Origin of the sequence: Kitasatospora sp. NPDC058170, from assembly GCF_042883905.1 — a bacterium.
Classification (GTDB): Bacteria; Actinomycetota; Actinomycetes; order Streptomycetales; family Streptomycetaceae; genus Kitasatospora.
In genome coordinates this window covers 208051-233071 of sequence record NZ_JBHVUV010000009.1, presented here as the reverse complement: position 1 = coordinate 233071, position 25021 = coordinate 208051, and the positions used below count along the sequence as shown (strand labels likewise).

At 72.8% G+C, this 25021-nt stretch carries 23 protein-coding genes; 14 read left to right on the top strand and 9 right to left on the bottom strand.

What is annotated here, in order from left to right; all coding sequences use genetic code 11:
• Positions 1–16: 16 nt before the first annotated feature.
• Positions 17–1171, top strand: a complete 1155-nt coding sequence (locus ACFVVX_RS13050; RefSeq protein WP_387944610.1) for a cystathionine gamma-synthase — start codon at positions 17–19, stop codon at positions 1169–1171.
• A gap of 28 nt (positions 1172–1199) precedes the next feature.
• Here ACFVVX_RS13050 and ACFVVX_RS13045 read toward each other — a convergent pair whose 3' ends face one another.
• The gene (locus tag ACFVVX_RS13045) at positions 1200–1706 is read right to left on the bottom strand and encodes a MarR family winged helix-turn-helix transcriptional regulator (RefSeq protein WP_387944608.1); all 507 of its coding nucleotides are present in this window, start codon (positions 1704–1706) and stop codon (positions 1200–1202) included.
• 122 nt (positions 1707–1828) lie between these two features.
• On the opposite strand from ACFVVX_RS13045, the gene ilvA reads away from it, so the two are divergent.
• The 3 genes from ilvA (at position 1829) to ACFVVX_RS13030 (ending at position 5214) form a co-directional block, all read left to right on the top strand.
• Positions 1829–3040: a threonine ammonia-lyase gene (ilvA, locus tag ACFVVX_RS13040; protein WP_387944606.1), complete on the top strand. Its 1212-nt coding sequence runs from the start codon at positions 1829–1831 to the stop codon at positions 3038–3040.
• Between the two features lie 250 nt (positions 3041–3290).
• The gene (locus ACFVVX_RS13035) at positions 3291–4355 is read left to right on the top strand and encodes an ATP-binding cassette domain-containing protein (RefSeq protein WP_387944604.1); all 1065 of its coding nucleotides are present in this window, start codon (positions 3291–3293) and stop codon (positions 4353–4355) included.
• 1 nt (position 4356) lies between these two features.
• Positions 4357–5214 carry an ABC transporter permease gene (locus ACFVVX_RS13030; RefSeq protein ID WP_387944602.1) on the top strand — a complete coding sequence of 286 codons (858 nt, stop codon included), beginning with the start codon at positions 4357–4359 and terminating at the stop codon, positions 5212–5214.
• 104 nt (positions 5215–5318) lie between these two features.
• Here the strand turns inward: ACFVVX_RS13030 and greA are convergent, their stop codons facing one another.
• Positions 5319–5819, bottom strand: coding sequence for a transcription elongation factor GreA (gene greA / locus ACFVVX_RS13025; protein ID WP_387944600.1), 501 nt, complete (start codon positions 5817–5819; stop codon positions 5319–5321).
• Between the two features lie 329 nt (positions 5820–6148).
• On the bottom strand, positions 6149–6562 hold the full coding sequence (locus ACFVVX_RS13020; protein WP_387944598.1) for a DUF4307 domain-containing protein: 414 nt from the start codon (positions 6560–6562) through the stop codon (positions 6149–6151).
• 240 nt (positions 6563–6802) lie between these two features.
• Between ACFVVX_RS13020 and mca the strand changes: the two genes are divergently transcribed.
• The 5 genes from mca (at position 6803) to ACFVVX_RS12995 (ending at position 11888) form a co-directional block, all read left to right on the top strand.
• The gene (gene mca / locus ACFVVX_RS13015; protein ID WP_387944596.1) at positions 6803–7708 is read left to right on the top strand and encodes a mycothiol conjugate amidase Mca; all 906 of its coding nucleotides are present in this window, start codon (positions 6803–6805) and stop codon (positions 7706–7708) included.
• A 48-nt stretch (positions 7709–7756) separates the two neighbouring features.
• Complete coding sequence (locus ACFVVX_RS13010) at positions 7757–7945, top strand: hypothetical protein (protein ID WP_387944594.1); 189 nt, start codon at positions 7757–7759, stop codon at positions 7943–7945.
• A 112-nt stretch (positions 7946–8057) separates the two neighbouring features.
• Positions 8058–10121, top strand: a complete 2064-nt coding sequence (locus ACFVVX_RS13005; protein ID WP_387944592.1) for a thioredoxin domain-containing protein — start codon at positions 8058–8060, stop codon at positions 10119–10121.
• A gap of 63 nt (positions 10122–10184) precedes the next feature.
• Positions 10185–11039: a GNAT family N-acetyltransferase gene (locus tag ACFVVX_RS13000; RefSeq protein ID WP_387944590.1), complete on the top strand. Its 855-nt coding sequence runs from the start codon at positions 10185–10187 to the stop codon at positions 11037–11039.
• Positions 11040–11123: 84 nt separating this feature from the next.
• Positions 11124–11888 (top strand): sterol desaturase family protein, encoded by a 765-nt coding sequence (locus ACFVVX_RS12995; RefSeq protein ID WP_387944588.1) that lies wholly within the window; start codon positions 11124–11126, stop codon positions 11886–11888.
• 15 nt (positions 11889–11903) lie between these two features.
• On the opposite strand, the gene ACFVVX_RS12990 is transcribed toward ACFVVX_RS12995, so the two are convergent.
• Positions 11904–12836 carry a hypothetical protein gene (locus tag ACFVVX_RS12990; RefSeq protein ID WP_387944586.1) on the bottom strand — a complete coding sequence of 311 codons (933 nt, stop codon included), beginning with the start codon at positions 12834–12836 and terminating at the stop codon, positions 11904–11906.
• A 250-nt stretch (positions 12837–13086) separates the two neighbouring features.
• On the opposite strand from ACFVVX_RS12990, the gene ACFVVX_RS12985 reads away from it, so the two are divergent.
• Positions 13087–13737 carry a papain-like cysteine protease family protein gene (locus ACFVVX_RS12985; protein WP_387944584.1) on the top strand — a complete coding sequence of 217 codons (651 nt, stop codon included), beginning with the start codon at positions 13087–13089 and terminating at the stop codon, positions 13735–13737.
• Between the two features lie 9 nt (positions 13738–13746).
• The gene (locus ACFVVX_RS12980) at positions 13747–14595 is read left to right on the top strand and encodes a hypothetical protein (protein ID WP_387944582.1); all 849 of its coding nucleotides are present in this window, start codon (positions 13747–13749) and stop codon (positions 14593–14595) included.
• A gap of 127 nt (positions 14596–14722) precedes the next feature.
• Here the strand turns inward: ACFVVX_RS12980 and ACFVVX_RS12975 are convergent, their stop codons facing one another.
• Both ACFVVX_RS12975 and ACFVVX_RS12970 read right to left on the bottom strand, forming a co-directional pair.
• Positions 14723–15379 (bottom strand): TetR family transcriptional regulator, encoded by a 657-nt coding sequence (locus ACFVVX_RS12975; protein WP_387944580.1) that lies wholly within the window; start codon positions 15377–15379, stop codon positions 14723–14725.
• 8 nt (positions 15380–15387) lie between these two features.
• Positions 15388–16953: an MFS transporter gene (locus ACFVVX_RS12970; RefSeq protein WP_387944578.1), complete on the bottom strand. Its 1566-nt coding sequence runs from the start codon at positions 16951–16953 to the stop codon at positions 15388–15390.
• Between the two features lie 306 nt (positions 16954–17259).
• Here ACFVVX_RS12970 and ACFVVX_RS12965 point away from each other — a divergent pair, with 306 nt between their 5' ends.
• Positions 17260–17679, top strand: coding sequence for a hypothetical protein (locus tag ACFVVX_RS12965; RefSeq protein WP_387944576.1), 420 nt, complete (start codon positions 17260–17262; stop codon positions 17677–17679).
• On the opposite strand, the gene ACFVVX_RS12960 is transcribed toward ACFVVX_RS12965, so the two are convergent.
• Positions 17650–18315 carry a hemolysin III family protein gene (locus ACFVVX_RS12960; protein WP_387944574.1) on the bottom strand — a complete coding sequence of 222 codons (666 nt, stop codon included), beginning with the start codon at positions 18313–18315 and terminating at the stop codon, positions 17650–17652. The genes ACFVVX_RS12965 and ACFVVX_RS12960 overlap by 30 nt on opposite strands.
• A gap of 275 nt (positions 18316–18590) precedes the next feature.
• On the opposite strand from ACFVVX_RS12960, the gene ACFVVX_RS12955 reads away from it, so the two are divergent.
• On the top strand, positions 18591–20417 hold the full coding sequence (locus tag ACFVVX_RS12955) for a phosphoenolpyruvate carboxykinase (GTP) (RefSeq protein ID WP_387944572.1): 1827 nt from the start codon (positions 18591–18593) through the stop codon (positions 20415–20417).
• Between the two features lie 232 nt (positions 20418–20649).
• On the opposite strand, the gene ACFVVX_RS12950 is transcribed toward ACFVVX_RS12955, so the two are convergent.
• Complete coding sequence (locus tag ACFVVX_RS12950; protein ID WP_387944570.1) at positions 20650–21864, bottom strand: pyridoxal phosphate-dependent aminotransferase; 1215 nt, start codon at positions 21862–21864, stop codon at positions 20650–20652.
• Between the two features lie 391 nt (positions 21865–22255).
• Here ACFVVX_RS12950 and ACFVVX_RS12945 point away from each other — a divergent pair, with 391 nt between their 5' ends.
• Positions 22256–22969: a prepilin peptidase gene (locus tag ACFVVX_RS12945; RefSeq protein WP_387944568.1), complete on the top strand. Its 714-nt coding sequence runs from the start codon at positions 22256–22258 to the stop codon at positions 22967–22969.
• A gap of 171 nt (positions 22970–23140) precedes the next feature.
• Here ACFVVX_RS12945 and ACFVVX_RS12940 read toward each other — a convergent pair whose 3' ends face one another.
• Positions 23141–24766 (bottom strand): chitinase, encoded by a 1626-nt coding sequence (locus tag ACFVVX_RS12940; protein WP_387944566.1) that lies wholly within the window; start codon positions 24764–24766, stop codon positions 23141–23143.
• Positions 24767–25021 lie beyond the last annotated feature (255 nt).

Here is a 25021-nt window from a genome sequence, read left to right as displayed (position 1 = left end):
CACTACGCTCGGAGCCATGACCGAGCACCAGCTTCCCCAGGGCTTCGAGACTCTCGCCATCCACGCGGGTCAGGAAGCAGACCCCCAGACCGGGGCCGTCGTCACGCCGATCTACCAGGTGTCCACCTACAAGCAGGACGGGGTGGGCGGCCTGCGCGGCGGATACGAGTACAGCCGCAGCGCCAACCCGACCCGGACCGCGCTGGAGGAGTGCCTCGCGGCGCTGGAGGGCGGCGCCCGCGGCCTCGCCTTCGCCTCCGGCCTCGCCGCCGAGGACACCCTGCTGCGCACCATCCTCAAGCCGGGCGACCACATCGTGATCCCCAACGACGCCTACGGCGGCACCTTCCGGCTCTTCGCCAAGGTGCTGACCCGCTGGGGTGTCGAGTTCTCCGTCGCCAACACCCAGGACCTGGCGACCGTCCGCGCGGCGCTGCGCCCCAACACCCGCGCGGTCTGGGTGGAGACCCCGTCCAACCCGCTGCTGGGCATCACCGACCTGACCGCGCTCGCCGAGATCGCGCACGGCGCCGGCGCGCTGCTGGTGGTCGACAACACCTTCGCCAGCCCGTACCTGCAGCAGCCGATCGCGCTGGGCGCGGACGCGGTCGTGCACTCCACCACCAAGTACATGGGCGGCCACTCGGACGTGGTCGGCGGTGCCCTGGTGCTGGCCGAGGCCGGTCTCGGCGAGGAGGTCGCGTACCACCAGAACGCGATGGGCGCGGTCTCCGGCCCGTTCGACGCCTGGCTGGTGCTGCGCGGCATCAAGACCCTCGGGGTCCGGATGGACCGGCACAGCTCCAACGCGGAGAAGGTCGCCGAGCTGCTGGCGGGCCACCCCAAGGTCAGCCAGGTGCTGTACCCGGGCCTGCCCGAGCACCCGGGCCACGACATCGCGGCCAAGCAGATGAAGGCGTTCGGCGGCATGGTCTCCTTCCGTGTCAACGGCGGCGAGGAGGCGGCGGTCGAGGTCTGCAACCGCGCGCAGCTGTTCACCCTCGGCGAGTCGCTGGGCGGCGTCGAGTCGCTGATCGAGCACCCGGGCCGGATGACCCACGCCTCGGTGGCCGGCTCCGCCCTGGAGGTGCCCGCCGACCTGGTGCGCGTCTCGGTGGGCATCGAGTCGATCGACGACCTGCTGGCGGACCTGAAGCAGGCGCTGGGCTAGGTCGGAGGTCGGAGGTCGGGACCAGGACCTAGGTCCGGTCCGCGGCGGCCCCGCGCCAGTCGCCCGTCCGCCCGGCCGCGTAGGACTCCATCGAGTCGTTGAAGCGGGCCAGCAGGGCGCAGAACGCGCGCTGCTCCTCGGGCGGCCAGTCGGCCACCAGCCGGCGGGCCAACTCGGCCCGGCCGGCCAGCACTTCGGCCAGCCGGCGGGCGCCGAGCGGGGTCAGTGCGAGCCGTACCGCGCGGCGGTCGGCCGGGTCCTGGACCCGGCCGACCAGCCCGGCCGCCACCAGGGGGGCGACCTGCCGGGTGACGGTCGAGGAGTCGACGCCGAGGGCGTCGGCGAGGGCCTTGATGTTGGCGGGCCCGTGCCGCTCCAGGCGGTCGAGCAGGAGGTAGGCGGCCCGGTCCAGGGCGCCCACGCCGTCGGAGGTCCGGACCTGCTCCATCCGGCGGGCGAACACCGCCAGGTGGTACTGGAGCTGGCTGTGCACGGGGTCGGTGCGGTCGGTGGCCTGGGGCGAGGTCGTCGTCATCGCGGCTCACGATCGTCGTGCGGTGAGGGAGGCTCAGAAGCAGCAGCGTACGCGCGCGGGGCGGGCCCGGGAACAGTCCCGACATCCCCGGTTGGCGGTGACGACCGCCGTAGGCTGGCGCTATGCAGAGCTGGCCGATCACCCTCGACGATGTCCGCGGCGCCCAGAAGATGCTCGCCGGGGTCGCCCGGGTGACGCCGATGGAGGGCAGCCGGCACCTCTCCGCGCTGATCGGCTCACCGGTCCACCTGAAGTGCGAGAACCTCCAGCGCACCGGCTCGTTCAAGCTGCGCGGGGCGTACGTGCGGATCGCGGGGCTCTCGCCGGTGCAGCGGGCCGGCGGGGTGGTCGCGGCGAGTGCCGGGAACCACGCCCAGGGCGTGGCGCTGGCGGCCGCGCTGCTCGGGGTCCGCTCGACCGTCTTCATGCCGGTGGCCGCGCCGCTGCCCAAGGTCGCGGCGACCCGCGAGTACGGCGCGGAGGTCCGGCTGCACGGTGCCACGGTGGACGAGGCGCTGCAGGCCGCGCAGCGGTACGCGGAGGCGAGCGGCGCGGTGTTCATCCACCCGTTCGACCACTGGGACGTGGTCACCGGCCAGGCCACCGTCGGCCTGGAGATCCTGGAGCAGTGCCCCGAGGTGCGCACCATCCTGGTGGGGGTGGGCGGCGGGGGACTGCTGGCGGGGATCGCGGCGGCGGTCAAGCCGCTGCGCCCGGACGTGCGGGTGATCGGGGTGCAGGCGGCGGCCGCGGCCGCGTACCCGCCCTCGCTGGCGGCCGGGCGGCCGGTGACGCTGGAGCACTTCGCGACGATGGCCGACGGGATCATGGTCGGCCGGCCCGGGGACATCCCGTTCGAGGTGGTCAACACCCTGGCCGACGGCATCCGGACGGTCTCCGAGGACTCGCTGTCGCGGGCCCTGCTGCTCGGGCTGGAGCGCCTGAAGCTGGTGGTGGAGCCCGCCGGGGCGAGCCCGATCGCGGCGCTGTTGGAGCAGCCGGAGTCCTTCGAGGGACCGGTGGTGGCGGTGCTGTCCGGCGGCAACATCGATCCGCAGCTGATGCAGCGGGTGCTGCGGCACGGGCTGGCGGCGGCCGGCCGCTACCTCTCGCTGCGGGTGCGGCTGGCGGACAAGCCGGGCGCGCTGGCGGACCTGCTCGCGGTGCTGACCCGGGTGGACGCCAACGTGCTGGACGTGGCGCACGTCCGGATCGACCCGCAGCTGGGCCTGACCGAGGTCGAGGTGGACCTGCACCTGGAGACCAAGGGGCCGGAGCACTGCGCGGTCGTGGTCGGCGAGCTGCGGGACGCGGGGTTCGTCGTGTCGCGGTAGTGCCCGGGCCGACCGGGGCGGGCCCGGTCTGACCGGGCCGTGGCCCGGGTGGGCCGGGATGGCCGACCGGAGTGGCCCGGATCACATAAACCCCTTGACGCGATATATCGTGAGCTGCCAGGCTCGCGATACATCGCGTTCTTCGTGCTGGGTGGGTCCGAGCGCGCGGAAACCGAGTCGCCCGCATGCCGGTGTTCGGGGCAGAGTGGGACAGATCACCCCATATCGTCCGAGGAGATGAGGCAGGCCCATGCCGCCAGCCATCCAAGCCGAGAACCTGGTGAAGACCTTCGGAGACGTACGAGCCCTGGACGGCGTCAGCCTCGACGTCCCCGAGGGCACGGTGCTCGGGCTGCTCGGCCCGAACGGCGCGGGCAAGACCACCACCGTGCGCGTCCTCACCACCCTGCTCCAGCCCGACTCCGGCCGCGCGGTGGTGGCGGGGGTCGACGTGCTCAAGCACCCCAACCGGGTCCGCAGCCTGATCGGCCTCTCCGGCCAGTACGCCGCCGTCGACGAGTACCTCACCGGCTTCGAGAACCTGCAGATGGTCGGCGAGCTCTACCAGATGAGCAGCCGCAAGGCGAAGGCCCGGGCGCTGGAGCTGCTGGAGTGGTTCAACCTCGCCGAGGCCAAGGACCGCATCGCCAAGACCTACTCCGGCGGTATGCGCCGCCGGCTCGACCTGGCCGCCGCCCTGGTCGTCCGGCCGCCGGTGATGTTCCTGGACGAGCCGACCACCGGCCTCGACCCGCGCAACCGGCTCGCCCTCTGGGAGGTCATCGAGACCCTGGTCGAGCAGGGCACCACCCTGCTGCTCACCACCCAGTACCTGGAGGAGGCGGACCGCCTCGCCCACGACATCGCCGTGGTCGACCACGGCCGGGTGATCGCCCGGGGCACCGCCGACCAGCTCAAGGCGCAGATCGGCGGTGAGCGGATCGAGGTCGTGGTGCACCGCGCCGACCTGGTCGCCGAGGCGGTCACCGCGCTGTCCGCGTACGCCAAGGGCGAGGCCGCGGTGGAGAAGAACACCCGGAAGATCACCGTGCCGGTCAGCGGCGGCGCCCGGGTGCTCGCCGACGCGATCCGCGAGCTGGACTCCCGCTCGATCGAGATCGACGACATCGGCCTGCGCCGCCCGACCCTCGACGACGTCTTCCTCTCGCTCACCGGCCACGTCACGGAGGCCGAGGAGGAGGAGGGCGCCGCGGGCAAGGGCAAGGGCAGGGGCCGCGGGCACGGCGGCAGCGGGTCGGGCGGCGACGACCAGGGCCCGGACAAGCAGGCCGTTCCGGCCGGCAAGGAGCTGTGAGATGACGACCGCCACCGAGCACGCCATCGGCGGGGCGATCCCCAAGCAGCGCCGGGGGGCGGCAGCCACCCTGCACGACTCCTGGGTGGTCGCCAAGCGGAACCTGCGCCGGATGACCAGGATCCCCGAGATCGTGGTCTTCGGCCTCATGCAGCCGGTGATGTTCGTGCTGCTGTTCTCGTACGTCATGGGCGGGGCCATCCAGATCCCCGGGACGCAGGCCAGCTCGTCCACGTACATCCAGTTCCTGATGGCCGGCATCTTCGCCCAGACCGTCACCTTCGCCACGGCCGGCGCCTCCGCCGGCATCGCGGAGGACATGACCAAGGGCCTGGTCGACCGGTTCCGCTCGCTGCCGATGGCCCGCTCGGCGGTGCTGGTCGGCCGCACCCTCGCGGACCTCTGCCAGACGGCGTTCACCCTGGTGGTGCTGGCGGTGGTCGCGCTGCTGGTCGGCTGGCGGATCCACAACGGCGTGCCGAAGGCGCTGGGCGCGTTCGCGCTGCTGCTCCTGCTCGGCTACGCCTTCTCCTGGATCGGCGCGCTGATCGGCCTCTCGGTGCGCAGCCCGGAGGCGGCCACCTCGGCGGGGCTGATCTGGCTCTTCCCGCTGACCTTCATCTCCAACGCCTTCGTGCCGATCAGCAGCATGCCGGGCTGGCTCCAGGGGATCGCCTACTGGAACCCGTTCAGCGCCACCGTGCAGGCCTGCCGCGACCTGTTCGGCAACCAGGTCGGCCCGGTGGACAGCGCCTGGCCGATGCAGCACGCGGTGCTGATGTCGGTGCTGTGGTCGCTGGTGATCACCGCGGTGTTCTCCTGGCTGTCGGTGCGCAAGTACCGCTCGGCCTCGGGCTGACCGGGCCCGCGCGGGTACGAACGGGCCGGCGCGGGTACGAACGGGCACGCGCGAGGGCGGCCGTGGATCGCCTCCACGGCCGCCCTCGTCGGTGCTGCGCGGGGTCAGCCGGCGTGCGGCTTGACCTCGATGATCTTGACCGAGGCCTGCTTGCCGTTCGGCAGCTCGTAGCTGGCGTCGTCGCCGATCGCCTTGCCGTCGATGGAGCGGCCCAGCGGGGACTGCGGGGAGTAGATGTTCAGGTCGGCGCCGCCGGCCATCTCGCGCGAGCCCAGCAGGAAGGTCATGGTGTCGTCCTCGTCGCCGTCGAAGGCGACCGTCACGACCATGCCCGGGGCCACCACGCCCGAGTCCGCCGGGGCCTCGCCGACCTTCGCGCGCTCCAGGAGCTGGGTGAGCTGGCGGATGCGCAGCTCGTACTTGCCCTGCTCCTCCTTGGCGGCGTGGTAACCGGCGTTCTCCTTGAGGTCACCCTCTTCGCGCGCCGCCTCGATCTTCTGGGCGATCTCGATGCGCCAGGGGCCGGTCAGGTGCTCCAGCTCGGCCTTGAGCTGGTCGTAGCCGGACTGAGTGAGCCAGGTCACGTGGTCGCTGGTCTGGGTCACGGGTGCTCCTCGTAGGTGCTGGGGCTGTGCTGAGGGTGTGAGTCGTCAGCAGGGGTGTGGTGGTGATATCGGTCTTAACTACAAAGCAACGCCCGCTCCCGTACCATCCGGTGCGAGAGGGGCGAAACCACGAGCCTAACAACTCCTGCCGACAAGCGGGAGGGTCGTTGGCGCGCCATTGACGACGGCATTGCGCCAAGGTGTACAGGACCGGTGCGTCGGACTTCCTGAACCGATTCCCGCTCGCCGGATCGAATATGCGCCGGGGCGGGCGGCAACCGCCACCGAATACCCGGCCTGGCGCGGGGGCCGGCCGGTCCTCTCCGGCCCTACTCGGCCGGAGTGCATCCCAGCAGCTCGGCGGTGGTGCCGCGGGCGGTGGTCCGCAGGCTCACCCAGGCGTCGTAGCTGTCGTGCTCGGCCGGGACGGGGAAGTCGGCCACCCCGACCACCGCGCCGTCCGCGCTCTGCGAGCGGACGGTACAGCTGCCCGCGGTGCCGTCGCTCTTGCGGACGGCCAGGTGCAGCTTCACCTCGGAGTCCGAGACCGCCTGGAAGGCCGGGACGCTGCCGTTGATGGTGGTCTCGCGGATCAGGTACGAAGCGCCCAGCCAGGCCACCAGGCCGAGCGCCAGGACGGCGACGACGGCGCCCACCACCTTGAGCCGGCGGTCCGCCTCGCGGTCGCTGCGCCGTCCGTAGCGGCCCTCGGGCAGCTGCGGGGCGGTGGTACCTGCGCTCATCGGGCTCAGTCCTCTCCTCGGAGGGCCGCCAGGGTGGTGCGGGGAATGTAAGGGTCCTCCAGTCCGTCACTATAGGAGGGGCACGCCCGCGGCCGCTGCGGCGGGGGCGGGGCTCGGCCGTGTCGGTGGCATGTCCGGCGGCCGGTCCCGCGGCGACGCGGTCCCCGAACCGAGCGGCTCGGACGATGGGCAGGCCGGAGACGACGGCAGGCCCGGACATTGGTGGAAGGAACGCAGGCGTTGACTGAGCAGTTGCGACTGATGGCGGTGCACGCCCACCCGGACGACGAGTCCAGCAAGGGCGCGGCGACCATGGCCATGTACGTCGAGCAGGGGGTGGACGTACTGGTGGCCACCTGCACCGGGGGGGAACGGGGATCCGTCCTCAACCCGAAGCTGCAGGGGCGTCCGGAGATCGAGGAGAACATCCACGAGGTCCGGCGCAAGGAGATGGACGAGGCCCGCGCGATCCTCGGGGTCAGGCAGGCCTGGCTGGGATTCGTCGACTCCGGCCTGCCGGAGGGGGACCCGCTGCCCCCGCTGCCCGAGGGGTGCTTCGCCCTGCAGGAGGTCAAGGACGCGGCCGAACCGCTGGTCCGGCTGATCCGCGAGTTCAAGCCGCAGGTCATCACGACCTACGACGAGAACGGCGGCTACCCGCACCCCGACCACATCATGACCCACAAGATCACCATGCTGGCCTTCGACGCCGCCGGGGACCCGGACGCCTACCCGGAGGCCGGCGAGCCCTGGCAGCCGCTGAAGCTCTACTACAACCACGGCTTCCCGATGGGCCGCATCCGGGCGCTGCACACGTACCTCAGCGAGAACGGCCACGAGTCGCCGTACGGCGAGTGGATCGAGGGCTGGGAGAAGAGCGGCCGCAAGGAGCGCGAGATCACCACCCGGGTCCGCTGCGACGACTGGTTCGACACCCGGGACCGCGCGCTGATCGCGCACGCCACCCAGATCGACCCGGACGGGCCGTGGTTCCGCGTCCCGCTGGAGGTCCAGCGGGAGGTCTGGCCGACCGAGGACTACGAGCTGGCCCGCACCCTGATCGACGCCGACCTGCCGGAGGACGACCTGTTCGCCGGCCTGCGCACGCCGAGCCTGGCGGCCGAGGCCGCCGACACGCGCGACTGACCCACCCCCGGTGGCCCGGCTCCCCGTGAGCCGGGCCACCATGGAGAGATGAGCACCCCCGTGAACCTCACCAGCCTCGCCGCCGACCTCGTCCCCGACGAGAAGGTGACCCCGGGCCTCCTGGGCTTCGTGGTCTTCGCCGCCCTCGGCGTCGCCACGTGGTTCCTGGTCAAGTCCATGAACAAGCAGTTCAAGCGCGTGAACTTCGTCGAGGAGCCGGAGCCCCCGAAGGAGTGACGCAGGCCCTGCGGGCGGACGTGCGGCGGCCGGCCCGGCGCCGACCGGGCGCGCGCCGACCCGTGGCCACGGCGTTCCCTCCGGGCCCGGGCCGCCGTGAGAGGGTGGCGGGGTGAATCGTCTCGCCGACGCGACCTCGCCGTATCTGCAGCAGCACGCCGACAACCCGGTGGACTGGTGGCCCTGGGGGCCCGAGGCCTTCGACGAGGCACGCCGGCGGGGGGTGCCGGTGCTGCTGAGCGTGGGGTACGCGGCGTGTCACTGGTGCCACGTGATGGCGCACGAGTCCTTCGAGGACGAGGCGCTGGCCGAGTACGCCAACGAGCGGTTCGTCGCGGTGAAGGTCGACCGTGAGGAGCGGCCGGACGTCGACGCCGTGTACATGGAGGCGGTGCAGGCCGCGACCGGGCAGGGCGGGTGGCCGATGACGGTCTTCCTCACGCCCGACAAGGACCCGTTCTACTTCGGCACGTACTTCCCGCCCGAGCCCCGCCACGGCATGCCGTCCTTCCGGCAGGTGCTGGAGGGTGTGGACAGCGCCTGGCGCGAGCGGCGGGAGGAGGTCGGCGAGGTCGCCGCCCGGATCCGGGCCGATCTGGCCGAGCGGGCCTCGGTGTACTCGACGGGCAGCGGGGTGCACCAGCCGCCCGGGGAGGCCGACCTGCACCAGGCGCTGGTCGCGCTCAGCCGCTCCTTCGACGCCGCCCGCGGCGGTTTCGGCGGGGCGCCCAAGTTCCCGCCGGCCATGGTGGTCGAGTTCCTGCTGCGCCACCACGCCAGGACCGGCTCCGAGGCCGCCCTGGAGATGGCCGTCCGCACCGGTGAGGCGATGGCCCGCGGCGGCATCCACGACCAGCTCGGCGGCGGCTTCGCCCGCTACTCGGTGGACGCGGGCTGGGTGGTGCCGCACTTCGAGAAGATGCTCTACGACAACGCGCTGCTGCTTCGCGCGTACCTGCACCTCTGGCGCGCCACCGGCGACGGGCTGGCCCGTCGCGTCGCGCTCGCCACGGCCGACTTCCTGCTGCGCGAACTGCGCACCCCCGAAGGCGCGTTCGCCTCGGCGCTGGACGCGGACAGCCTCGACCCGGCGAGCGGCAAGCCGGCCGAGGGGGCCTACTACGCCTGGACGCCGGAGCAGTTGGCCGAGGTGCTGGGCGAGGCGGACGGCGGCTACGCGGCGGAGCTGTTCGAGGTGACGCCGGAGGGCACCTTCGAGCACGGCTCGTCGGTGCTGCAGCTGCTGCGCGACCCCGAGGACCGGGCCGCGGCCGAGCGGGTCCGGGCCCGGCTGTTCGAGGCGCGGGCCGGGCGGCCGGCGCCCGCCCGGGACGACAAGGTGGTCGCGGCCTGGAACGGCCTCGCCATCGCCGCGCTCGCCGAGACCGGCGCCCTGCTGGAGCGGCCCGACCTGGTCGAGGCCGCCGAGCGCGCCGCCGACCTGCTGCTCGCCGTCCACCTGACACCCGAGGGCCGGTTGCTGCGGACCTCCCGGGACGGCCGGGCCGGTGCCAACGCGGGTGTCCTGGAGGACTACGCCGACACCGCCGAGGGCTTCCTCGCGCTGTACGCCGTCACCGGCGAGGCGGAGTGGCTGCAGCTGGCCGGCGGGCTGCTCGACACCGTGCTGAAGCACTTCGCCGACGAGGCGTCCGGCGCGCTGTACGACACCGCGGACGACGCCGAGGAGCTGATCCGGCGCCCGCAGGACCCGACCGACAACGCCACCCCGTCCGGCTGGACGGCTGCCGCGAACGCCCTGCTCGGCTACGCCGCGTACACCGGTTCGGCGCGCCACCGCACCGCGGCCGAGCGGGCGCTCGGCATCGTCGGGGCGCTCGCCTCGCGGGCCCCGCGCTTCATCGGCTGGGGCCTGGCCGCCGCCGAGGCGCTGGCGGACGGCCCGCGCGAGGTCGCCGTGGTCGGCCCGGCCGGCGATCCGGCGACGGCCGCGCTGCACCGGGCCGCCCTGCTGGGCACCGCGCCCGGCGCGGTGGTCGCCCTCGGCGAGCCGGGCGCGGACGGCGGTCCGGGTTCGGACGGGGTGCCGCTGCTGGCGGACCGCCCGCTGGTCGGGGGTGCGCCCGCCGCGTACGTCTGCCGGCACTTCAGCTGCGACGCGCCGACCACCGACCCTGAGGTCCTGGTGGAGCGGCTGGGCGGTACCGCCCGGTAGCAGGGGCGCGGTCCGGCGGAAAATCGCTTTGTCCCCGGCCGGGCCGGCGCGGGACAATGCGCCATGACCTGGACGGTGAGCAGCTCCCTCGACGACTTCCGCGCGCACACCGACGCCTTCCTGGCCGAGCGCCCGGCGGAGAACACCGTGCTGCTCACGGTCGTGCACCGGCTCGCCGGGCACGGGTTGGACGTCTTCGGGGAGCTGCCGCCGGTCTTCGGCTGGTGGCGGGCCGAGCCGGGCGGCCCGGTCGCGGGTGCCTTCGTGCAGACCCCGCCGTTCGAACCGCGGCTGGGCGTGATGCCCGTCGAGGCCGCGGCCGAGCTCGCCGAGGTGCTGGCGGCGGCCGGTGCGGACGTCCAGGGGGTGTCCGGCGGCGAGGCCCCGGCGCGGGCGTTCAGCGCGGCCTGGCAGGCTGCCACCGGGGCCACCGACTCCGTCAAGAACAACCAGCGGCTCTACCGGCTGGGCGAGTTGACGCTGGACCCGGCCCGTACCCCGGCCGGGCACCACCGCCTGGCGGTTCCGGCCGACCGCGAGCTGCTGATCGGGTGGTATCGGGCGTTCCTGGCCGAGACCGGGGTGCTGCTGCCCAACATCGCTCGCAGCGTGGACGATCGGACGGCCGCGGGCGGGCTGCACGTCTGGGAGGTCGCCGGCCGCCCGGTCACGATGGCCGGCGTCAGCCCGGTGATCGCCGGGATGTCCCGGATCGGCCCGGTGTACACCCCGCACGAGCTGCGCGGGCGCGGCTACGCGAGCGGGGTCACCGCCGCGGCCTCGGCGCACGCGCTGCGCAGCGGGGCGGCCGAAGTGCTGCTCTACACCGACCTGGCCAACCCGACCAGCAACAACATCTACCAGCGGATCGGCTACCGTCCGGTGGAGGACTGCCTGACGCTGGACTTCCGGCGCTGAGCGGCCGACGGCCGGCCCGCGGCCGCCGGCCCGGGGGTCTGCCGTGCCGCCCGTCCGGGTAGGCCGGGGGGTGGGGGTGTCAGGATGATGGACGAACTGCTGGCGTGGGCGGGCCGGTTGGGCCCTGCGGAGGTGGCGGCCGGCGCACTGGCCGCCAACCTCGGGCTGCTGGCGGTGTCGCTGGCCGCCGGCACGCTTCTGGTCCGGCGCTTCGGCGGGCGGCGGGTGACCCCGGCGCCCCCGCCGCCCGACCGGCGCGAGCTGGCCCTGGTCGTGGTCGCCGTCCTGCTCAACTCCGCCGTCGGTGTGGCCGGATGGGCGCTGTGGCAGGCCGACTGGATCCGGCTGACGGCCGACACCGGACTGCGGGCGGCCGCCGAGCTGCTGGTGTTCACCCTGGTGATGGACGCCCTGATGTACGTCGGCCACTGGCTCGCCCACCAGCGCCGGCTGTACCGGCTGGCGCACGAACTGCACCACCGCTACCCGGACCCGAGGCCGTCCACCCTGTTCGTCCTGCACCCGCTGGAGGTGCTGGGCTTCGGCGGCACCTGGCTCGCGGTGCTCTGCCTCCGGGAGATCTCCCTCGTGGCGCTGGCCGGGTACGTCGGTGTGAACCTGGTCTTCGGCCTGCTCGGGCACCTCGGCGTGGAGCCCTTCCCCGCCCGGATCCGGCGGCGCGCGCTGTTCCGCTGGGTGGCGCTGCCGATGTTCCACGCCGGCCACCACGCCGACCCGGGGGTGAACCTGGGCTTCTACACCACCGTCTGGGACCGCCTGTTCGGCACGATCGACCCGGCGTACGACCGCAGGCGGTCGGCGGAGCACCCGGCCCTGATCGACGCGTAGGGTCCGTCGGAGGGGTTACTCCCAGTCCCATCGGATGCCCAGGAGGCACGGCTGCAGGGCGGTGGCCACCAGGTGGACGCAGCGGTGGCCGTCGAGGGTCAGTTCCTCCGTCTCGTAGGGCGTCTCGCCGGGGGAGCGCAGGGCGAAGCGGTGGCAGCGGACGGGGAGGGCGTCGGGGTGGAAGGTGACCTGGAGGACGTACTGGCCGGCGCCGGAGTTGAAGCCGCGGACGTACTCGCAGCTGGGCTCGGGTGACGGGGCGTCGTCGAAGCCGTAGCCGAGCAGATGGGTGTCGCCGGCGCGCAGGCGGCGGTCCAGCAGGAGTTCGGCGACGAGCAGGTCGTGGGCCTGGTCGCGGCGGACGCGGCCGGGGCGGCAGTTCTCCTCGGCGCGGACCCCGACGCGGGCGATGTCGCAGCCAGGGTCGCCCTGGTAGAGGGCGAGGTAGCGGTCGATGCCGTCGCGGTGGGCGCGCAGGGCGTGCTGGGAGTCGCGGCGCAGCAGGGCGCGGTCGGCGCCGATGCGGATGCGCTCGATGTGGGTGATGGTGTGCAGCCCGGTGTCGCGCGGGCCCGAGATGGCGGCGAGCAGGTCGTCGACGGCACCGGGCGGGGCGATCAGGTCCCGGTAGGGGCGGACGGGCGGGCCGGCCGGGTCGGCGGGGGTGGCTCTTCGGGGGCCGAGGAGCCGGGTGAGGGAGTGCTCGGGTAGGTCCAGGACCTCCTCCAACGCCCTTACCGCGCGCAGGGATTCGGCGCGTTCGGGGCGGCGGCGCCCCTGTTGCCAGTAGCTGAGGCTGGTGAGCCCGACGTGGACGCCGCGCTGGGCGAGGTGCTCGCGGACCCGGTGCAGGGCGAGGCCGCGGGCGGCGATGGCGGTGCGCAGGGCGAGGTGGAACGGTCCGCTGCGCAGTGCGGTGGCGAGGTCGGTGTGGTCGCTGCGCGGCATGGCTCCTCCTCGGCCGGCGGGCACCCGGCTGGTCGTGAATATTCACATGCGGAGCCCGGTTTGTCACTGGTCGGGCCCTGTCGCGCGGGGATTTCCGCGGGCACGTTCACACCTGCCCGGGGCTGTTCACACCCCGGTGCGGGGGGACGTGGAGCCGTTGACCTGACTGTGTCAACGGCGCGATGCTCAGGACGCGATCCGGACCGCACCCCCACACTCCAACTCCTGCCCTGTGCAAGGAGGATTCCCCATGTCTCCACGTTCACGGACACGCCTGCGCCGTGCGGTCTCGGCGCTCGCGCTCGGTGTGCTCGGCCCGGCCCTCACCGTCGCCGCCACCACCCCGGCCCACGCCGCCCCCACGGCGTCGGCCCAGGTCAGGCCGGCCGCCGCGGCGGGCAGTACGGCCGACCTGGCCGGTACGTACAAGAAGCTCAACATCACCATGCAGCAGCAACAGCAGACCAACTGGTGCTGGGCGGCGAGCGGGAACACCATCGCCACCTGGTTCGGCTACACCTACAGCCAGAACCAGTTCTGCAACGCCGCGTTCGGCCGCTCGGTCAACTCCAGCTGCCCCAACAACCAGGCCACGCTGGGCGATGTGCAGAACGGCCTGAGCTGGGTCGGCATCAACCCGGGCTCCTACGTGACCGGCTACCTGCGCTACAGCACGGTGCAGACCGAGGTGAACGCCAACCGGCCGATCGAGACCCGGATCCAGTGGAGCTCCGGCGGCGGCCACATGCACGTGCTGTACGGCTACGACACCGGCAGCAACTGGGTCTACTGGGGCGATCCGTGGCCCTCCAACAACCGCTACAACTGGGCGGACTACAACTACTACGTGTCCAACGGCACGTTCTCCTGGACCCACTCCCTGTACCGGATCGGCGCGTGAGGGGCGATCATGACTGACCTCAGCAAGGCCCGCCGGGCAGCCGTCACCGTCCTGCTCGCGGCCGGCCTCGGCCTGGCCGTCACCCCGGCCGCGCACGCGGACACCCCGGCCGGCGCCCCCACGCCGGTCACCGCCGCCGAGCTGGCGCAGGCCCGCGGTGCGGCCCAGAACCCGGCGGTCCTGGACCGGTTGGGCCACTTCTTCGCCCGCAAGGGCGTGCCGCCGACCCAGCAGCTGACCATCGGCGCGGCCGAGGAGGCGAGGGCGGCCACGGCGGCCGCGCCGACGCTGGCGGGCGAGACGGTGCCGGTCTACACCCTGGACGCGGCCTTCGTGGCCGGGACCCCGGGCGTGCCGGTGGCGAAGGCCGAGTTCACCGCGAGCCGGGCCGTGTCGGCGGACGGCCAGGTCGCCTCGGTCTGGACGGTCAAGCAGGGCGACACCTGGCAGGTCGTCAACATCGCCTCCGGCGGCGACGAGGGCGACTACGCGGCGAAGGCGGCGGCGGGCGGCGGCACGGCGTTCCGCGAGCCGCAGCTCAACGCCTGGTACGTGCTGCGCGAGGGCCGGGTGCTGCCGCTGGACGACGAGGCGCGGCGCTCGGTGGGCGCGTCCGGGGTGAGCCTGGCGGCGTACCAGCAGCTGGTCCACCAGCGGTACGGCGACAAGCTGCCCGGCTCGGCGTACGACCGGGCCGGGAAGGGCGGCGGGTACCAGCCCGACGCCACGTCCGGGGCGGCGGCGGACGGTGGCGGCACGGCGCTGCCCGCCGTCACGGCGGCCGCCGCCCTGGGCGTCACGGCGCTCGCGGGCGCGGGCATCGCCCTGCGGCGGCGGGCGGGTGCCCGACGAGGGTAGGGCGCCCGCCCGTGCGCGGGGGCGGTGGATCCGGCGGCGGCCGGTCCCACCGCCCCCGCGACAACGCGACAACGCGACAACGCGACAACGCGACAACGCGACAACGTCGTCGTCGCGGAGTCGGGCCTCAGACGCCGCGGAAACCGCGCTCCAGGACGGCGAACGCGTGGTCGACCAGGTCGGCGATGTCGTCCTGGCCGCCGCTCTCGGCCCAGTGCAGCACCACCTCGGTGGTGGCGGCGCCGACGGCGGCGGCGGTGATCCGCATGTCCAGGGTCGGCTGCTCGACCCCGGCCCGCCGGGTGAGCACGGTGAGGTACAGCTGCTGCGGGTCGTTGGGCGCCTCGTGCATCCGGGCCCGCAGCACGGGGACGTCGTTGACCAGCCGCATCCGGGTGAGGAGCTCCTCGCGTTCGTGCTGGAGCAGTTCGCGCATCAGGCCGATCACGGCCTCCCGGCAGGAGTGCAGGAACGGCTCGTCGGCCGGGCGGGCCAGCAGCGCGGTGACCATCGCCGGGTCGTACTCGTCGGTGAGGACGAGGTCCTCCTTGGTGGCGAAGTACCGGAAGAAGGTGGACTGCGATACCTCGGCCGCCGCCGCGATCTGGTCGACCGTGGTGTTCTCGTACCCCTGCTCGGCGATCAGCCGGTACGCCTCGCGGCGGATCGCCTGGCGCGTCTTCAGCTTCTTCCGTTCGCGCAGCGACAGCGGCGCCTCCAGCATCGCCTGGACCAGGTTGGTCGGGCCTGCCGGGGGTGCCGCTGTCGGCTGCAGTGCGCTCATATCTTCGATTATCCGCGATCGGCGGCGGGCACGGCGGCCGGTCCCGAACCCGGCTCCGGCGCGGCCTCGGGTGCGGGCCCGGCGGCGGCCTGCGGTTCGGCGGCGGGCATCCGCAGGGCGACCAGCACCGCCGACAGGACGGCGATCACCCCGGCCACCAGCAGCACCAGCGTCATGCCGTGGACGTAGGCGGCGTGCGCGGAGGCGGCCAGCGCCGGGTTTCCGGTGGCGGTGGCGACGCCGTCGGCGGCGACCACCGACTGCCCGGCCTTGTCCGCGGCCCCGGCGGGCAGCCCTGTGGTGTCCAGCGCGTGCCGGTACGACCCGGCCAGCAGGCTGCCGAACACGGCGACCCCGATCGCACCGCCGACCTGGCGCAGCGTCTGCATCAGTCCGGAGCCGACGCCGGCCCGGGCGGGCGGCAGGGTGAGCAGCGCCGAGGCCTGCGCGGTGATGATCGACATCCCCATGCCGAGCCCGAGCAGCGGGAGCCAGACCGCGGCCAGGCCGTAGCCGTCCGAGACGTCGGTGGTACTGCCCAGCAGGAGGGAGGCGGCCAGCACGGCGAGCCCGATGGAGATCACGGCGCGCGGGCCGATCCTGGTGACCAGCCGGTCGCTCAGCTTGGCGGCCACCATCAGGCCGCCCATCAGCGGCATCAGCCGCAGACCGGTGCCCAGGGCGTCGGCGCCGAGCACGTTCTGGAAGTACTGCGGCAGGACGAAGAACCCGCCGAACAGCACGACCGACACCAGCGTCGCGGCCACCGCCGACCACCGGAAGGTCGGGTCGGCCAGCAGCGCCAGGTCGAGCATCGGGCTGCGCTGGCGGCGGCTGCGCAGCACCAGCGCGGTGAGCGCGACCACCGAGCCGCCGAGCACGCCGAGGACCAGGGGGTCGGCCCAGCCGCGGGCGGGGATCTCGATGATCCCGTAGGTGAGCGCCGACAGTCCGCCCGCACCGAGCACGGTGGCCACCAGGTCGATCCGCGGCGCGTCGGGGTTGAGGCTCTCCGGGAGCAGCAGCAGACAGGCGGTGATGCCGACGGCCACCAGCGGCAGGTTGATCAGGAAGATCGATCCCCACCAGAAGTGCTGGAGCAGGAAGCCGCCGATCAGCGGGCCGAACGGCATGCCGGCGGCGAGTGCGCCGGCCAGGATCGCGGTCGCGCGGCGCTGCTCGCCGGCCGGGAACAGCCCGGGGATCACCGCCATGGACATCGGCATGACCAGCGCACCCGCCAGGCCCATCGCGGCCCGGGCGGCGATCAGGGTGCCGGGGCTGTCGGCGAGCATGCCGACGGCGGAGGCGAGCCCGAACAGGGCGAGGCCGGTGGTGAGGGTGCGGCGGCGGCCGAAGCGGTCGCCGATCAGCCCGGCCGGGAGCATCACGGCGGCGAAGACCACGGTGTAGGAGTCGACGATCCACTGCAGTTGCCCGGTGGTGGCCTCCAGCTGGGTGGCCAGGGTGGGCAGGGCCACGTTGAGGATCGTCATGTCGAAGCTGATCACCAGGACGCTGAGCGCGACCGCGACCAGTGCGAGCCAGCGGCGTGGGTCGGGAACGGACGGCATGGCCAACCTCCGGGAAGCCCAGGGAAAGTCTCTGTCAAATGACAGTAACTCCCAAAAGGTGGGGGCCGTCAACATCTGGACCTATGACGAGTGTGCGACGCTCGGTGACGTGTCTGGGAAGTGCGCGTTCCGCACACGGAATTGACGCAACGTTGATCTGTCGTTCGCCGCCTCAGGGGCCTGGCGGGTGACTGTCGGTAGATACCATGTGGCAATCGGTCAGTGCGGACCGACGCGTGCCGAGAGCGGAGAAGGGGTGGGGCGGCAGGAGCCGACCACAAGCCCGGGCGCAGGAAGGAGAGCCGAATGGCCGGTAAGGAAACAGGTGGCGCCCAGGTGTGGGGTGCCGCCGTGGTGGTGGCATCCGCGCTGGCCGTGGTCGCCGCCTACCTGATCAACGGCGCCGCGCTGGTCCTGGCGGTCGCCGGGGTCGAGACGCTGCTGCTGATGGTCTACGTCGCCCGGCGGTGGCGGGCGCTGCACCGGCCGTCCGAGCCGAGCGGCCACCGCGAGCACCGGCGCGGTGCCCCGGTCGCGGCGCACTGCGAGCGCTGTGCGCGGGCCCGCGAGGCGCTGGACGCCCGCCACGTCCGCCGGGCCCCGGGCCGGCCTCCGGGCCGCCCGCCGGGCGGGATCGCAGAACGGGCGGCCGACCGGTCCGTGGACCGGCCTGCCGCCCGTCACGGGCTGTCCGGCTCAGCCGGCCGTGCTGTACGCCACCAGTGAGACCCCTACGTACTGCACGATGAAGGCTCCGAGGGTGAAGGCGTGGAACACCTCGTGGAAGCCGAACCAGCGCGGTGACGGGTTGGGCCGCTTGAGGCCGTACACCACGCCGCCGAGGCTGTAGAGCACGCCGCCGACGATCATCAGCACCAGGACGGTCACGCCGCCGGTGCGCAGGAAGTCCGGCAGGAAGAACGCGGCGGCCCAGCCCAGGGCGATGTAGACCGGCGTGTACAGCCAGCGCGGTGCGCCGACCCAGAACACCCGGAACGCGATGCCCGCCAGCGCGCCGCCCCAGACCGCCCAGAGCAGCACCTGCTGCGAGGCGCCCTGCAGCAGCAGGATGGTGAACGGGGTGTAGGTGCCCGCGATGATCAGGAAGATGTTCGCGTGGTCGAGCCGGCGCAGCACGGCGTCGCCGCGCGGGCCCCAGTCGAAGCGGTGGTAGACCGCGCTCACCCCGAACAGCAGCCAGGCGCTGGCCGAGTAGATCGCGCACGCGATCTTGGCGGGTGTGGACTCGGCCAGGCAGATCAGCACGATCCCGGCGGCGACGGTGGCGGGGAACATTCCGGCGTGCAGCCAGCCGCGCCACTTCGGCTTGCTCTCGGAGAGCTCAGCAGTCATGCGCAGCATGCTACCGGCTACCTACGGATGCGTAGGTTACTCGCCCGTAGGAAGTGGCGATCGTCACTCTTGGACGTTTTGGAGTGTTCGAGGTGATGGTGCGCATGCCCTCGCTCGGCCGGAAGCGACTTGTTACTGGCAAGTAATAGTACTGAAAGTAGTAAAAGATGCGTCAATTTCACCGCTGTGCCGTATTCGAGCCTTGAGGCCGGAGCTACGCTGCAAGCACCCTCAAACCCCCGCTACGCCGTCTCCCTGCCGAGATGGCGTGAAACGGAGCGATCGTGTCGTACGAGAACTCTGCTCTCAGCGCATCCGCGCCCACCCGCCACAAGCGACTGCTGGCCTGGGTGAGCGAGATCGCGGAGCTCACCCAGCCGGCTCGCATCGAGTGGTGCGACGGTTCCGAGGAGGAGTACCAGCGCCTCGCGGACCTGCTGGTGGCCCAGGGAACCTTCAAGAAGCTCAACCAGGAGAAGCGCCCCAACTCCTACTACGCCGCCTCGGACCCCACGGACGTGGCGCGCGTCGAGGACCGGACCTACATCTGCTCCGAGCAGGAGAAGGACGCGGGCCCGACCAACAACTGGAAGGCGCCTGCCGAGATGCGGGAGGTCTTCCAGGGGGAGAACGGCCTGTTCCGCGGCTCGATGAAGGGCCGCACGATGTACGTCGTGCCCTTCTCGATGGGCCCGGTGGGCTCCCCGCTGGCCGCGTACGGCGTCGAGATCACCGACTCCGCCTACGTCGCCGTGTCGATGCGCGTGATGACCCGCATGGGCCGGGCCGTGATCGACCAGCTCGGCGAGGACGGCGAGTTCGTCAAGGCCGTGCACACCGTCGGGGCCCCGCTGGCAGAGGGCGAGGCGGACGTCGCCTGGCCGTGCAGCACCACCAAGTACATCTCGCACTTCCCGGAGACCCGGGAGATCTGGTCCTTCGGCTCCGGCTACGGCGGCAACGCCCTGCTCGGCAAGAAGTGCTACGCGCTGCGCATCGCCTCGACGATGGCCCGCGACGAGGGCTGGCTGGCCGAGCACATGCTCGTCCTCAAGCTCACCCCGCCGAGCGGCGAGGCCAAGTACGTGGCGGCCGCCTTCCCGTCCGCCTGCGGCAAGACCAACCTCGCCATGCTCCAGCCCACCATCCCGGGCTGGAAGGTCGAGACGATCGGCGACGACATCGCCTGGATGCGCTTCGGCGCCGACGGCCGCCTGTACGCCATCAACCCCGAGGCCGGCTTCTTCGGCGTCGCCCCCGGCACCGGGGTGGACACCAACGCCAACGCCATCGAGACCCTCTGGGGCAACACCGTCTACACCAACGTCGCGCTGACCGACGACGGCGACGTGTGGTGGGAGGGCCTGACCGAGGAGCCCCCGGCCCACCTCACCGACTGGCGCGGCAACGACTGGACGCCGGAGTCCGGCACCCCGGCCGCCCACCCGAACGCCCGCTTCGCCGTCCCGGCGGCGCAGTGCCCGACCATCGCTCCCGAGTGGGAGGACCCGGCGGGTGTGCCGATCTCGGCCATCCTGTTCGGCGGCCGCCGCGCCACCGCCGTCCCGCTGGTGACGGAGTCCTTCAACTGGCAGCACGGCGTCTTCCTGGGCGCCAACATCGCCTCCGAGAAGACCGCCGCCGCCGAGGGCACCGTCGGTGAGCTGCGCCGCGACCCGTTCGCGATGCTGCCGTTCTGCGGCTACAACATGGGCGACTACTTCGGCCACTGGCTGAAGGTCGGCGCCCAGGCGGACGCCGCGAAGCTGCCGAAGATCTACTACGTGAACTGGTTCCGCAAGAACGGCGAGGGCAAGTTCGTCTGGCCCGGCTACGGCGAGAACAGCCGCGTGCTGAAGTGGGTCGTCGAGCGCCTGGAGGGCGACGGCGCGGGCGTCGAGACCCCGATCGGCGTGCTGCCGACGGTCGACGGCTTCGACCTGAACGGTCTGGAGCTGTCGAAGGAGGACCTCGACCTGCTCTTCACCGTCGACGCCGACATCTGGCGCCAGGAGGCCGCGCTCGTCCCGGCCCACCTGGAGCTGTTCGGCGAGCACACCCCCACCGAGCTGTGGGATGAGTACCGAGACCTGGTCGCGCGCCTCGGCTGAGCCTGAGCCTCAGCCGGCATGACGGCCGGTGCGTGGCACGAATCGCGCACCGGACGAGCGACAGGACGGCCGGAGCCCCGCCGGATGATCTTTCCCCGACCAAGGAGATCGTCCGGACCGGGACTCCGGCCGTAGCTTTTTCCGGTCCCGGGGCGCGCCCGCAGCGCCGCCGGGGCTGCGGGCGGCGTCCCCAGGGCCGCGTGTGGTGCTGTCAGGGCTGGGTGCGGCGCCGTCAGGGCTGGGTGTAGCCGCCGAGGAAGTCGCCGATCCGGGTGACGGCGTCGGTGATCTCCTCGGCGCGGGGGAGGGTCACCAGGCGGAAGTGGTCCGGCTCGGGCCAGTTGAAGCCGGTGCCCTGGACCAGCAGGATGCGCTGGGAGCGCAGCAGGTCCAGCACCATCTGCGCGTCGTCCTTGATCTTGTAGACCTTCGGATCCAGCCGCGGGAAGGCGTACAGCGCGCCCTTCGGCTTGACGCAGCTGACGCCCGGGATCTCGTTCAGCAGCCGGTACGCGGCGTCACGGGACTCCAGCAGCCGGCCGCCGGGCAGCACCAGGTCCTTGATCGACTGCCGCCCGCCGAGCGCCGCCGCCACCGCGTGCTGGGCCGGCATGTTGGCGCACAGCCGCATCGAGGCGAGCACGGTGAGGCCCTCGATGTAGCTGGCGGCCCGCTGCCGGTCGCCGGAGAGCACCATCCAGCCGGAGCGGAAGCCCGCCACCCGGTAGGCCTTGGACAGGCCGTTGAAGGTGACGCAGAAGAGGTCCGGCGCCAGGGTCGCCAGCGGGACGTGCTCCGCGTCGTCGTAGAGGATCTTGTCGTAGATCTCGTCCGCGTAGACCACCAGCTTGTGCCGGCGGGCGATCTCGACGATGCCCTCCAGCACCTCGCGCGGGTAGACCGCGCCGGTCGGGTTGTTCGGGTTGATCACCACGATCGCCCTGGTCCGGTCGGTGACCTTGGACGCGATGTCGGCGAGGTCCGGGTACCACTCGGACTGCTCGTCGCAGCGGTAGTGCACGGCGGTGCCGCCGGCCAGCGAGACCGAGGCCGTCCAGAGCGGGTAGTCCGGGGCGGGGACGAGCACCTCGTCGCCGTCGTCCAGCAGCGCGGTCATCGCCAGCTGGATCAGCTCGGAGACGCCGTTGCCGAGGAAGACGTCCTCGACGGTGAGCCCGTGCAGACCGCGGTCCTCGTAGTGCATCACCACGGCGCGGCGGGCGGACAGCAGGCCCTTGGAGTCGCCGTACCCGTGCGCGGAGGCCAGGTTGCGGAGGATGTCCTGGAGGATCTCCGGGGGCGCCTCGAACCCGAACACGGCGGGGTTGCCGGTGTTGAGCTTCAGGATGCGGTGGCCCTGCTCCTCCAGCCGCATCGCCTCGTCGAGCACCGGGCCGCGGATGTCGTAGCAGACGTTGGCGAGCTTGCTGGACTGGATGACCTGCATGCCTGCCTACTTTAGGGGTACGGCGGGGCCCCGCGGCGCGTGGTCCGGGACACGTGCCGCACCGCCCGCGAGGGCGTCCTTCGATCGGCAGGCGGGGGTGGCGACCGGCCTTCCGGATCAGTGGCCGGGCCTGCGGAACGCTGCCGAAGGCGAGGAATCCTCGCGTGGTGGGAGAAGGGGAGGAGACGGACCGCACACCGTTGCCGGCGCCGGCCGTCCGCCCGGCGCCCGGCCCGGCGCCGAGTCCGCCCTCGATGGCGGCCCGCGTGACGTGGATGATGTGGTCCGTGCGGTGCCCGGGTTCGACCGGGGAGCCGCCGACGTCGGACGCCGAGGAGCGCCGGGCGGCCCTCCGGGGCCGGGGCCGGCGGGGTGAGCGAGAGGGGGCGCCGTGATCGCAGCCGCGCTCGGGGCGGTGCTGGGGGGCCTGCTGGTGGCGCCGGCCCTGCGAGGTCTGGTGGTGCGCCACGCCGTGCCGGAGGGCGAACCGGCGTGCACGAGCTGCCCGGCGTGCGGGCGGGCGCTGCGCGGGCTGCCGCCCACCGGCCGGTGCCCGGGGTGCCGGGAGCGGCTCGGCCCCGGCGCCTGGCAGGTGGAGGCGGTCACCGTCGCGGTGGCGGCGGCCGCGCTCTCGGCGGCGCACCCGGCCGACGCGGTGCTGCTGCTCTGGGCGGCCGGCCCCGGTGTGGTGCTCGGCTTCGTGGACGCCCGGGCGCGCCGGCTGCCGTACGCGCTCAGCTGGACGCTGGCGGCGGGCCTGGCGCTGCTGCTGACGGTGGTGGAGCTGTCGGCCGGCCGGCCGGACGTCCTGCTGCGCTGCCTGCTGGTCGCGCTCGCCGCCGGTGCGCTGTACGAACTGCCGGTCTGGCTGGGGCTGATGGGCGGCGGGGACTCCGTCCTCGCGCTCGGCCTCGGCGCGCTGCTCGGCCGGTACGGCTGGTCCGCCGCCTTCACCGGGCTGTTCGCGGCCTCGGTGCTCGCCGGGCTCTGGTCCGTCGGCCTGGCCGTGGCCGCCCTGGTCCGCCGCCGCCGGGTGCGCGGGCTGGACGTGCCGATGGGCCCGTTCCTGCTGCTCGGCACGCTCACGGCGGCGCTGCTCGGCTAGGCCCGGCCCCGGATGGCTCGGACGGCTCGGACGGCTCGGACGGACGGACAGACGGGCAGACGGACAGACGGCCGGCCGGGAACGGGACGGGGCCCGCCGTACCGGTCCGGTACGACGGGCCCCGCCGTCGGCGCGCAGGCCCCACCCTCAAGGAGCGGCGCGCCGCGGGAGTTACGGCATCTGGTGGACGAACGGGCCGACCGCGTTGGAGAAGGCGTTCCCGTTGTTGGCGTCCCAGTTGGTGGACCAGGTCATCGCGCCGCGGATCGTCGGCCACTTGGCCGGCGGGACGAAGCTGCCGCAGTTCTTGCCGGTGGCCAGGCAGTCCAGCGCGTTGTTCACCACGGTCGGCGAGACGTAGCCGCCGCCGGCCGCCTTGCTGGAGGCCGGGACGCCGATGCCGACCTGGTCGGGCCGCAGGCCGCCCTGGATCTGGGTGCAGACCTGCGAGGTGATGAAGTCGATGGTGCCCTGGGTGTAGACCTTGCCGTCGCAGCCGTTCATGCCGCCCGAGTTGTAGAACTGGGTGTTGACGACGGTCAGGATGTCCTTGGTGTTCAGCGCCAGCTGGAAGTAGGCGCCGGCGGTGCTGTACATCCCGATGGTCTCGGGGGCCATGGTCAGCACGAAGTTCGGGCCGACCTTGCTCTGCAGGCTGTGCAGCGCGTTGCCGAGGTAGGTCGGGTTGACGCCGTTCTCCAGGTCGACGTCGATGCCGTCGAAGCCGTAGTCCTTGATGATCGCGTAGGCGCTGTCGGTGAACGCGGTCGCGGCGGCGGTGTCGCCGACGGCGATCGCGCCGTTCTGGCCGCCGATCGAGAGGATGACCTTCTTGCCGGCCGCCTGCTTGGCCTTCACGTCGGCGCGGAACTGCGCGTCGGTGTAGCCGCCGAGGGCCTTGGAGAGCGCCGGGTCGAGGGTGAAGCTGATCGCGCCGCCCTTGGTGGGCACGGCGTCGGCGAAGGAGACCGCGATGATGTCGTACGCGCTCTGGACGTCGCTCAGCTTCTGGACGGTGGCGCCGTTGTCGAAGTTGTGCCAGTAGCCGGTGACGACGTGCTTGGGCAGACCGGTGACCGGCGGGGTGGTGGTCGCGGTGGCCGTGGGGGTCGGCGTGGCGGTCTGGGTCGGCGTCGCGGTCTGCGTGGGCGTCGCGGTCGCGGTCGGGGACGCCGTCTGGGTCGGCGTGGCCGTGGCCGTCGGCGAGGCGGTGGCGGTCGCGGTCGGGCTCGGGGTGGCCGTCGGGGTCGGCGAGGCGGTGCCGGCCGGGCCGGTCAGCGTGATGTCGTCCGCGAAGTAGGCGCTCTGGCCGTACCAGCCGTGCACGTACAGCGTGATGCTGCGGGCGGAGGCGCCGGTGGTGAAGGTGGTGGAGAGCTGGTTCCAGCTGGTCTGGTTGGACCAGGCGCTCGGGTCGGTGCCGCCGGTGCCCCGCGCGCCGAGGTACACGTACGGGCCCTGCACCCAGGAGCTGAGCGTGTAGCTGGTGTTGGGCAGGACGCTGACGGTCTGGGTGCACTCGGCGGTGTCCGCGGCGCCCGGGGTCGCCTGCAGCGCGCCGGTGCCGGAGTGGACCGGGGTGGAGACGGCGCTCGCGGCACCGGTACAGCTCCAGCCGGCCAGGTTGCCGGTGTCGAAACCGCCGTTGGAGACCAGGTTGCCGACCGCCGCGTTGGCGCCGCCGGCGAAGAGGGCGAGGCCGGTGCCGGCCAGGGCGAGGGCGGTGGCGCCGGCCGCGAGGGCCGGAAGGGTGCTGCGCCGGCGCTTGTGCGCGGGCTGGTTCAGCGTACGGGCCATGGCGTGCGCTCCTGGGAGAGGAGGGCGGCCGCCGCGGTGGGGGTCGCGGCGGCCGCGTGTGGGGGAGGGGAGGTCCGCAGTACTGCCTCGGGGTGGGGCGGTCGGGGTGCTCGTTCCGCCTTGGTCAAAAGCTGGACTAGACCACTGGTGGTCGTCAAGCATCGAACGTCGGCTTACGGATTCCTTAAGGAATCGGAGACCGTTCCGTATCCGGAGTAGTCGGGACCGGCCGGCCGGCCCCCGAACGCCTTCCGG

Coding starts and splice junctions, on each gene's coding strand:
- ACFVVX_RS13050 (WP_387944610.1), top strand. CDS start 17: ATGACCGAGCACCAGCTTCCCCAGGGCTTCGAGACTCTCGCCATCCAC.
- ACFVVX_RS13045 (WP_387944608.1), bottom strand. CDS start 1,706: ATGACGACGACCTCGCCCCAGGCCACCGACCGCACCGACCCCGTGCAC.
- ilvA (WP_387944606.1), top strand. CDS start 1,829: ATGCAGAGCTGGCCGATCACCCTCGACGATGTCCGCGGCGCCCAGAAG.
- ACFVVX_RS13035 (WP_387944604.1), top strand. CDS start 3,291: ATGCCGCCAGCCATCCAAGCCGAGAACCTGGTGAAGACCTTCGGAGAC.
- ACFVVX_RS13030 (WP_387944602.1), top strand. CDS start 4,357: ATGACGACCGCCACCGAGCACGCCATCGGCGGGGCGATCCCCAAGCAG.
- ACFVVX_RS13020 (WP_387944598.1), bottom strand. CDS start 6,562: ATGAGCGCAGGTACCACCGCCCCGCAGCTGCCCGAGGGCCGCTACGGA.
- ACFVVX_RS13010 (WP_387944594.1), top strand. CDS start 7,757: ATGAGCACCCCCGTGAACCTCACCAGCCTCGCCGCCGACCTCGTCCCC.
- ACFVVX_RS13000 (WP_387944590.1), top strand. CDS start 10,185: ATGACCTGGACGGTGAGCAGCTCCCTCGACGACTTCCGCGCGCACACC.
- ACFVVX_RS12995 (WP_387944588.1), top strand. CDS start 11,124: ATGATGGACGAACTGCTGGCGTGGGCGGGCCGGTTGGGCCCTGCGGAG.
- ACFVVX_RS12990 (WP_387944586.1), bottom strand. CDS start 12,836: ATGCCGCGCAGCGACCACACCGACCTCGCCACCGCACTGCGCAGCGGA.
- ACFVVX_RS12985 (WP_387944584.1), top strand. CDS start 13,087: ATGTCTCCACGTTCACGGACACGCCTGCGCCGTGCGGTCTCGGCGCTC.
- ACFVVX_RS12980 (WP_387944582.1), top strand. CDS start 13,747: ATGACTGACCTCAGCAAGGCCCGCCGGGCAGCCGTCACCGTCCTGCTC.
- ACFVVX_RS12975 (WP_387944580.1), bottom strand. CDS start 15,379: ATGAGCGCACTGCAGCCGACAGCGGCACCCCCGGCAGGCCCGACCAAC.
- ACFVVX_RS12970 (WP_387944578.1), bottom strand. CDS start 16,953: ATGCCGTCCGTTCCCGACCCACGCCGCTGGCTCGCACTGGTCGCGGTC.
- ACFVVX_RS12965 (WP_387944576.1), top strand. CDS start 17,260: ATGGCCGGTAAGGAAACAGGTGGCGCCCAGGTGTGGGGTGCCGCCGTG.
- ACFVVX_RS12960 (WP_387944574.1), bottom strand. CDS start 18,315: ATGCTGCGCATGACTGCTGAGCTCTCCGAGAGCAAGCCGAAGTGGCGC.
- ACFVVX_RS12950 (WP_387944570.1), bottom strand. CDS start 21,864: ATGCAGGTCATCCAGTCCAGCAAGCTCGCCAACGTCTGCTACGACATC.
- ACFVVX_RS12940 (WP_387944566.1), bottom strand. CDS start 24,766: ATGGCCCGTACGCTGAACCAGCCCGCGCACAAGCGCCGGCGCAGCACC.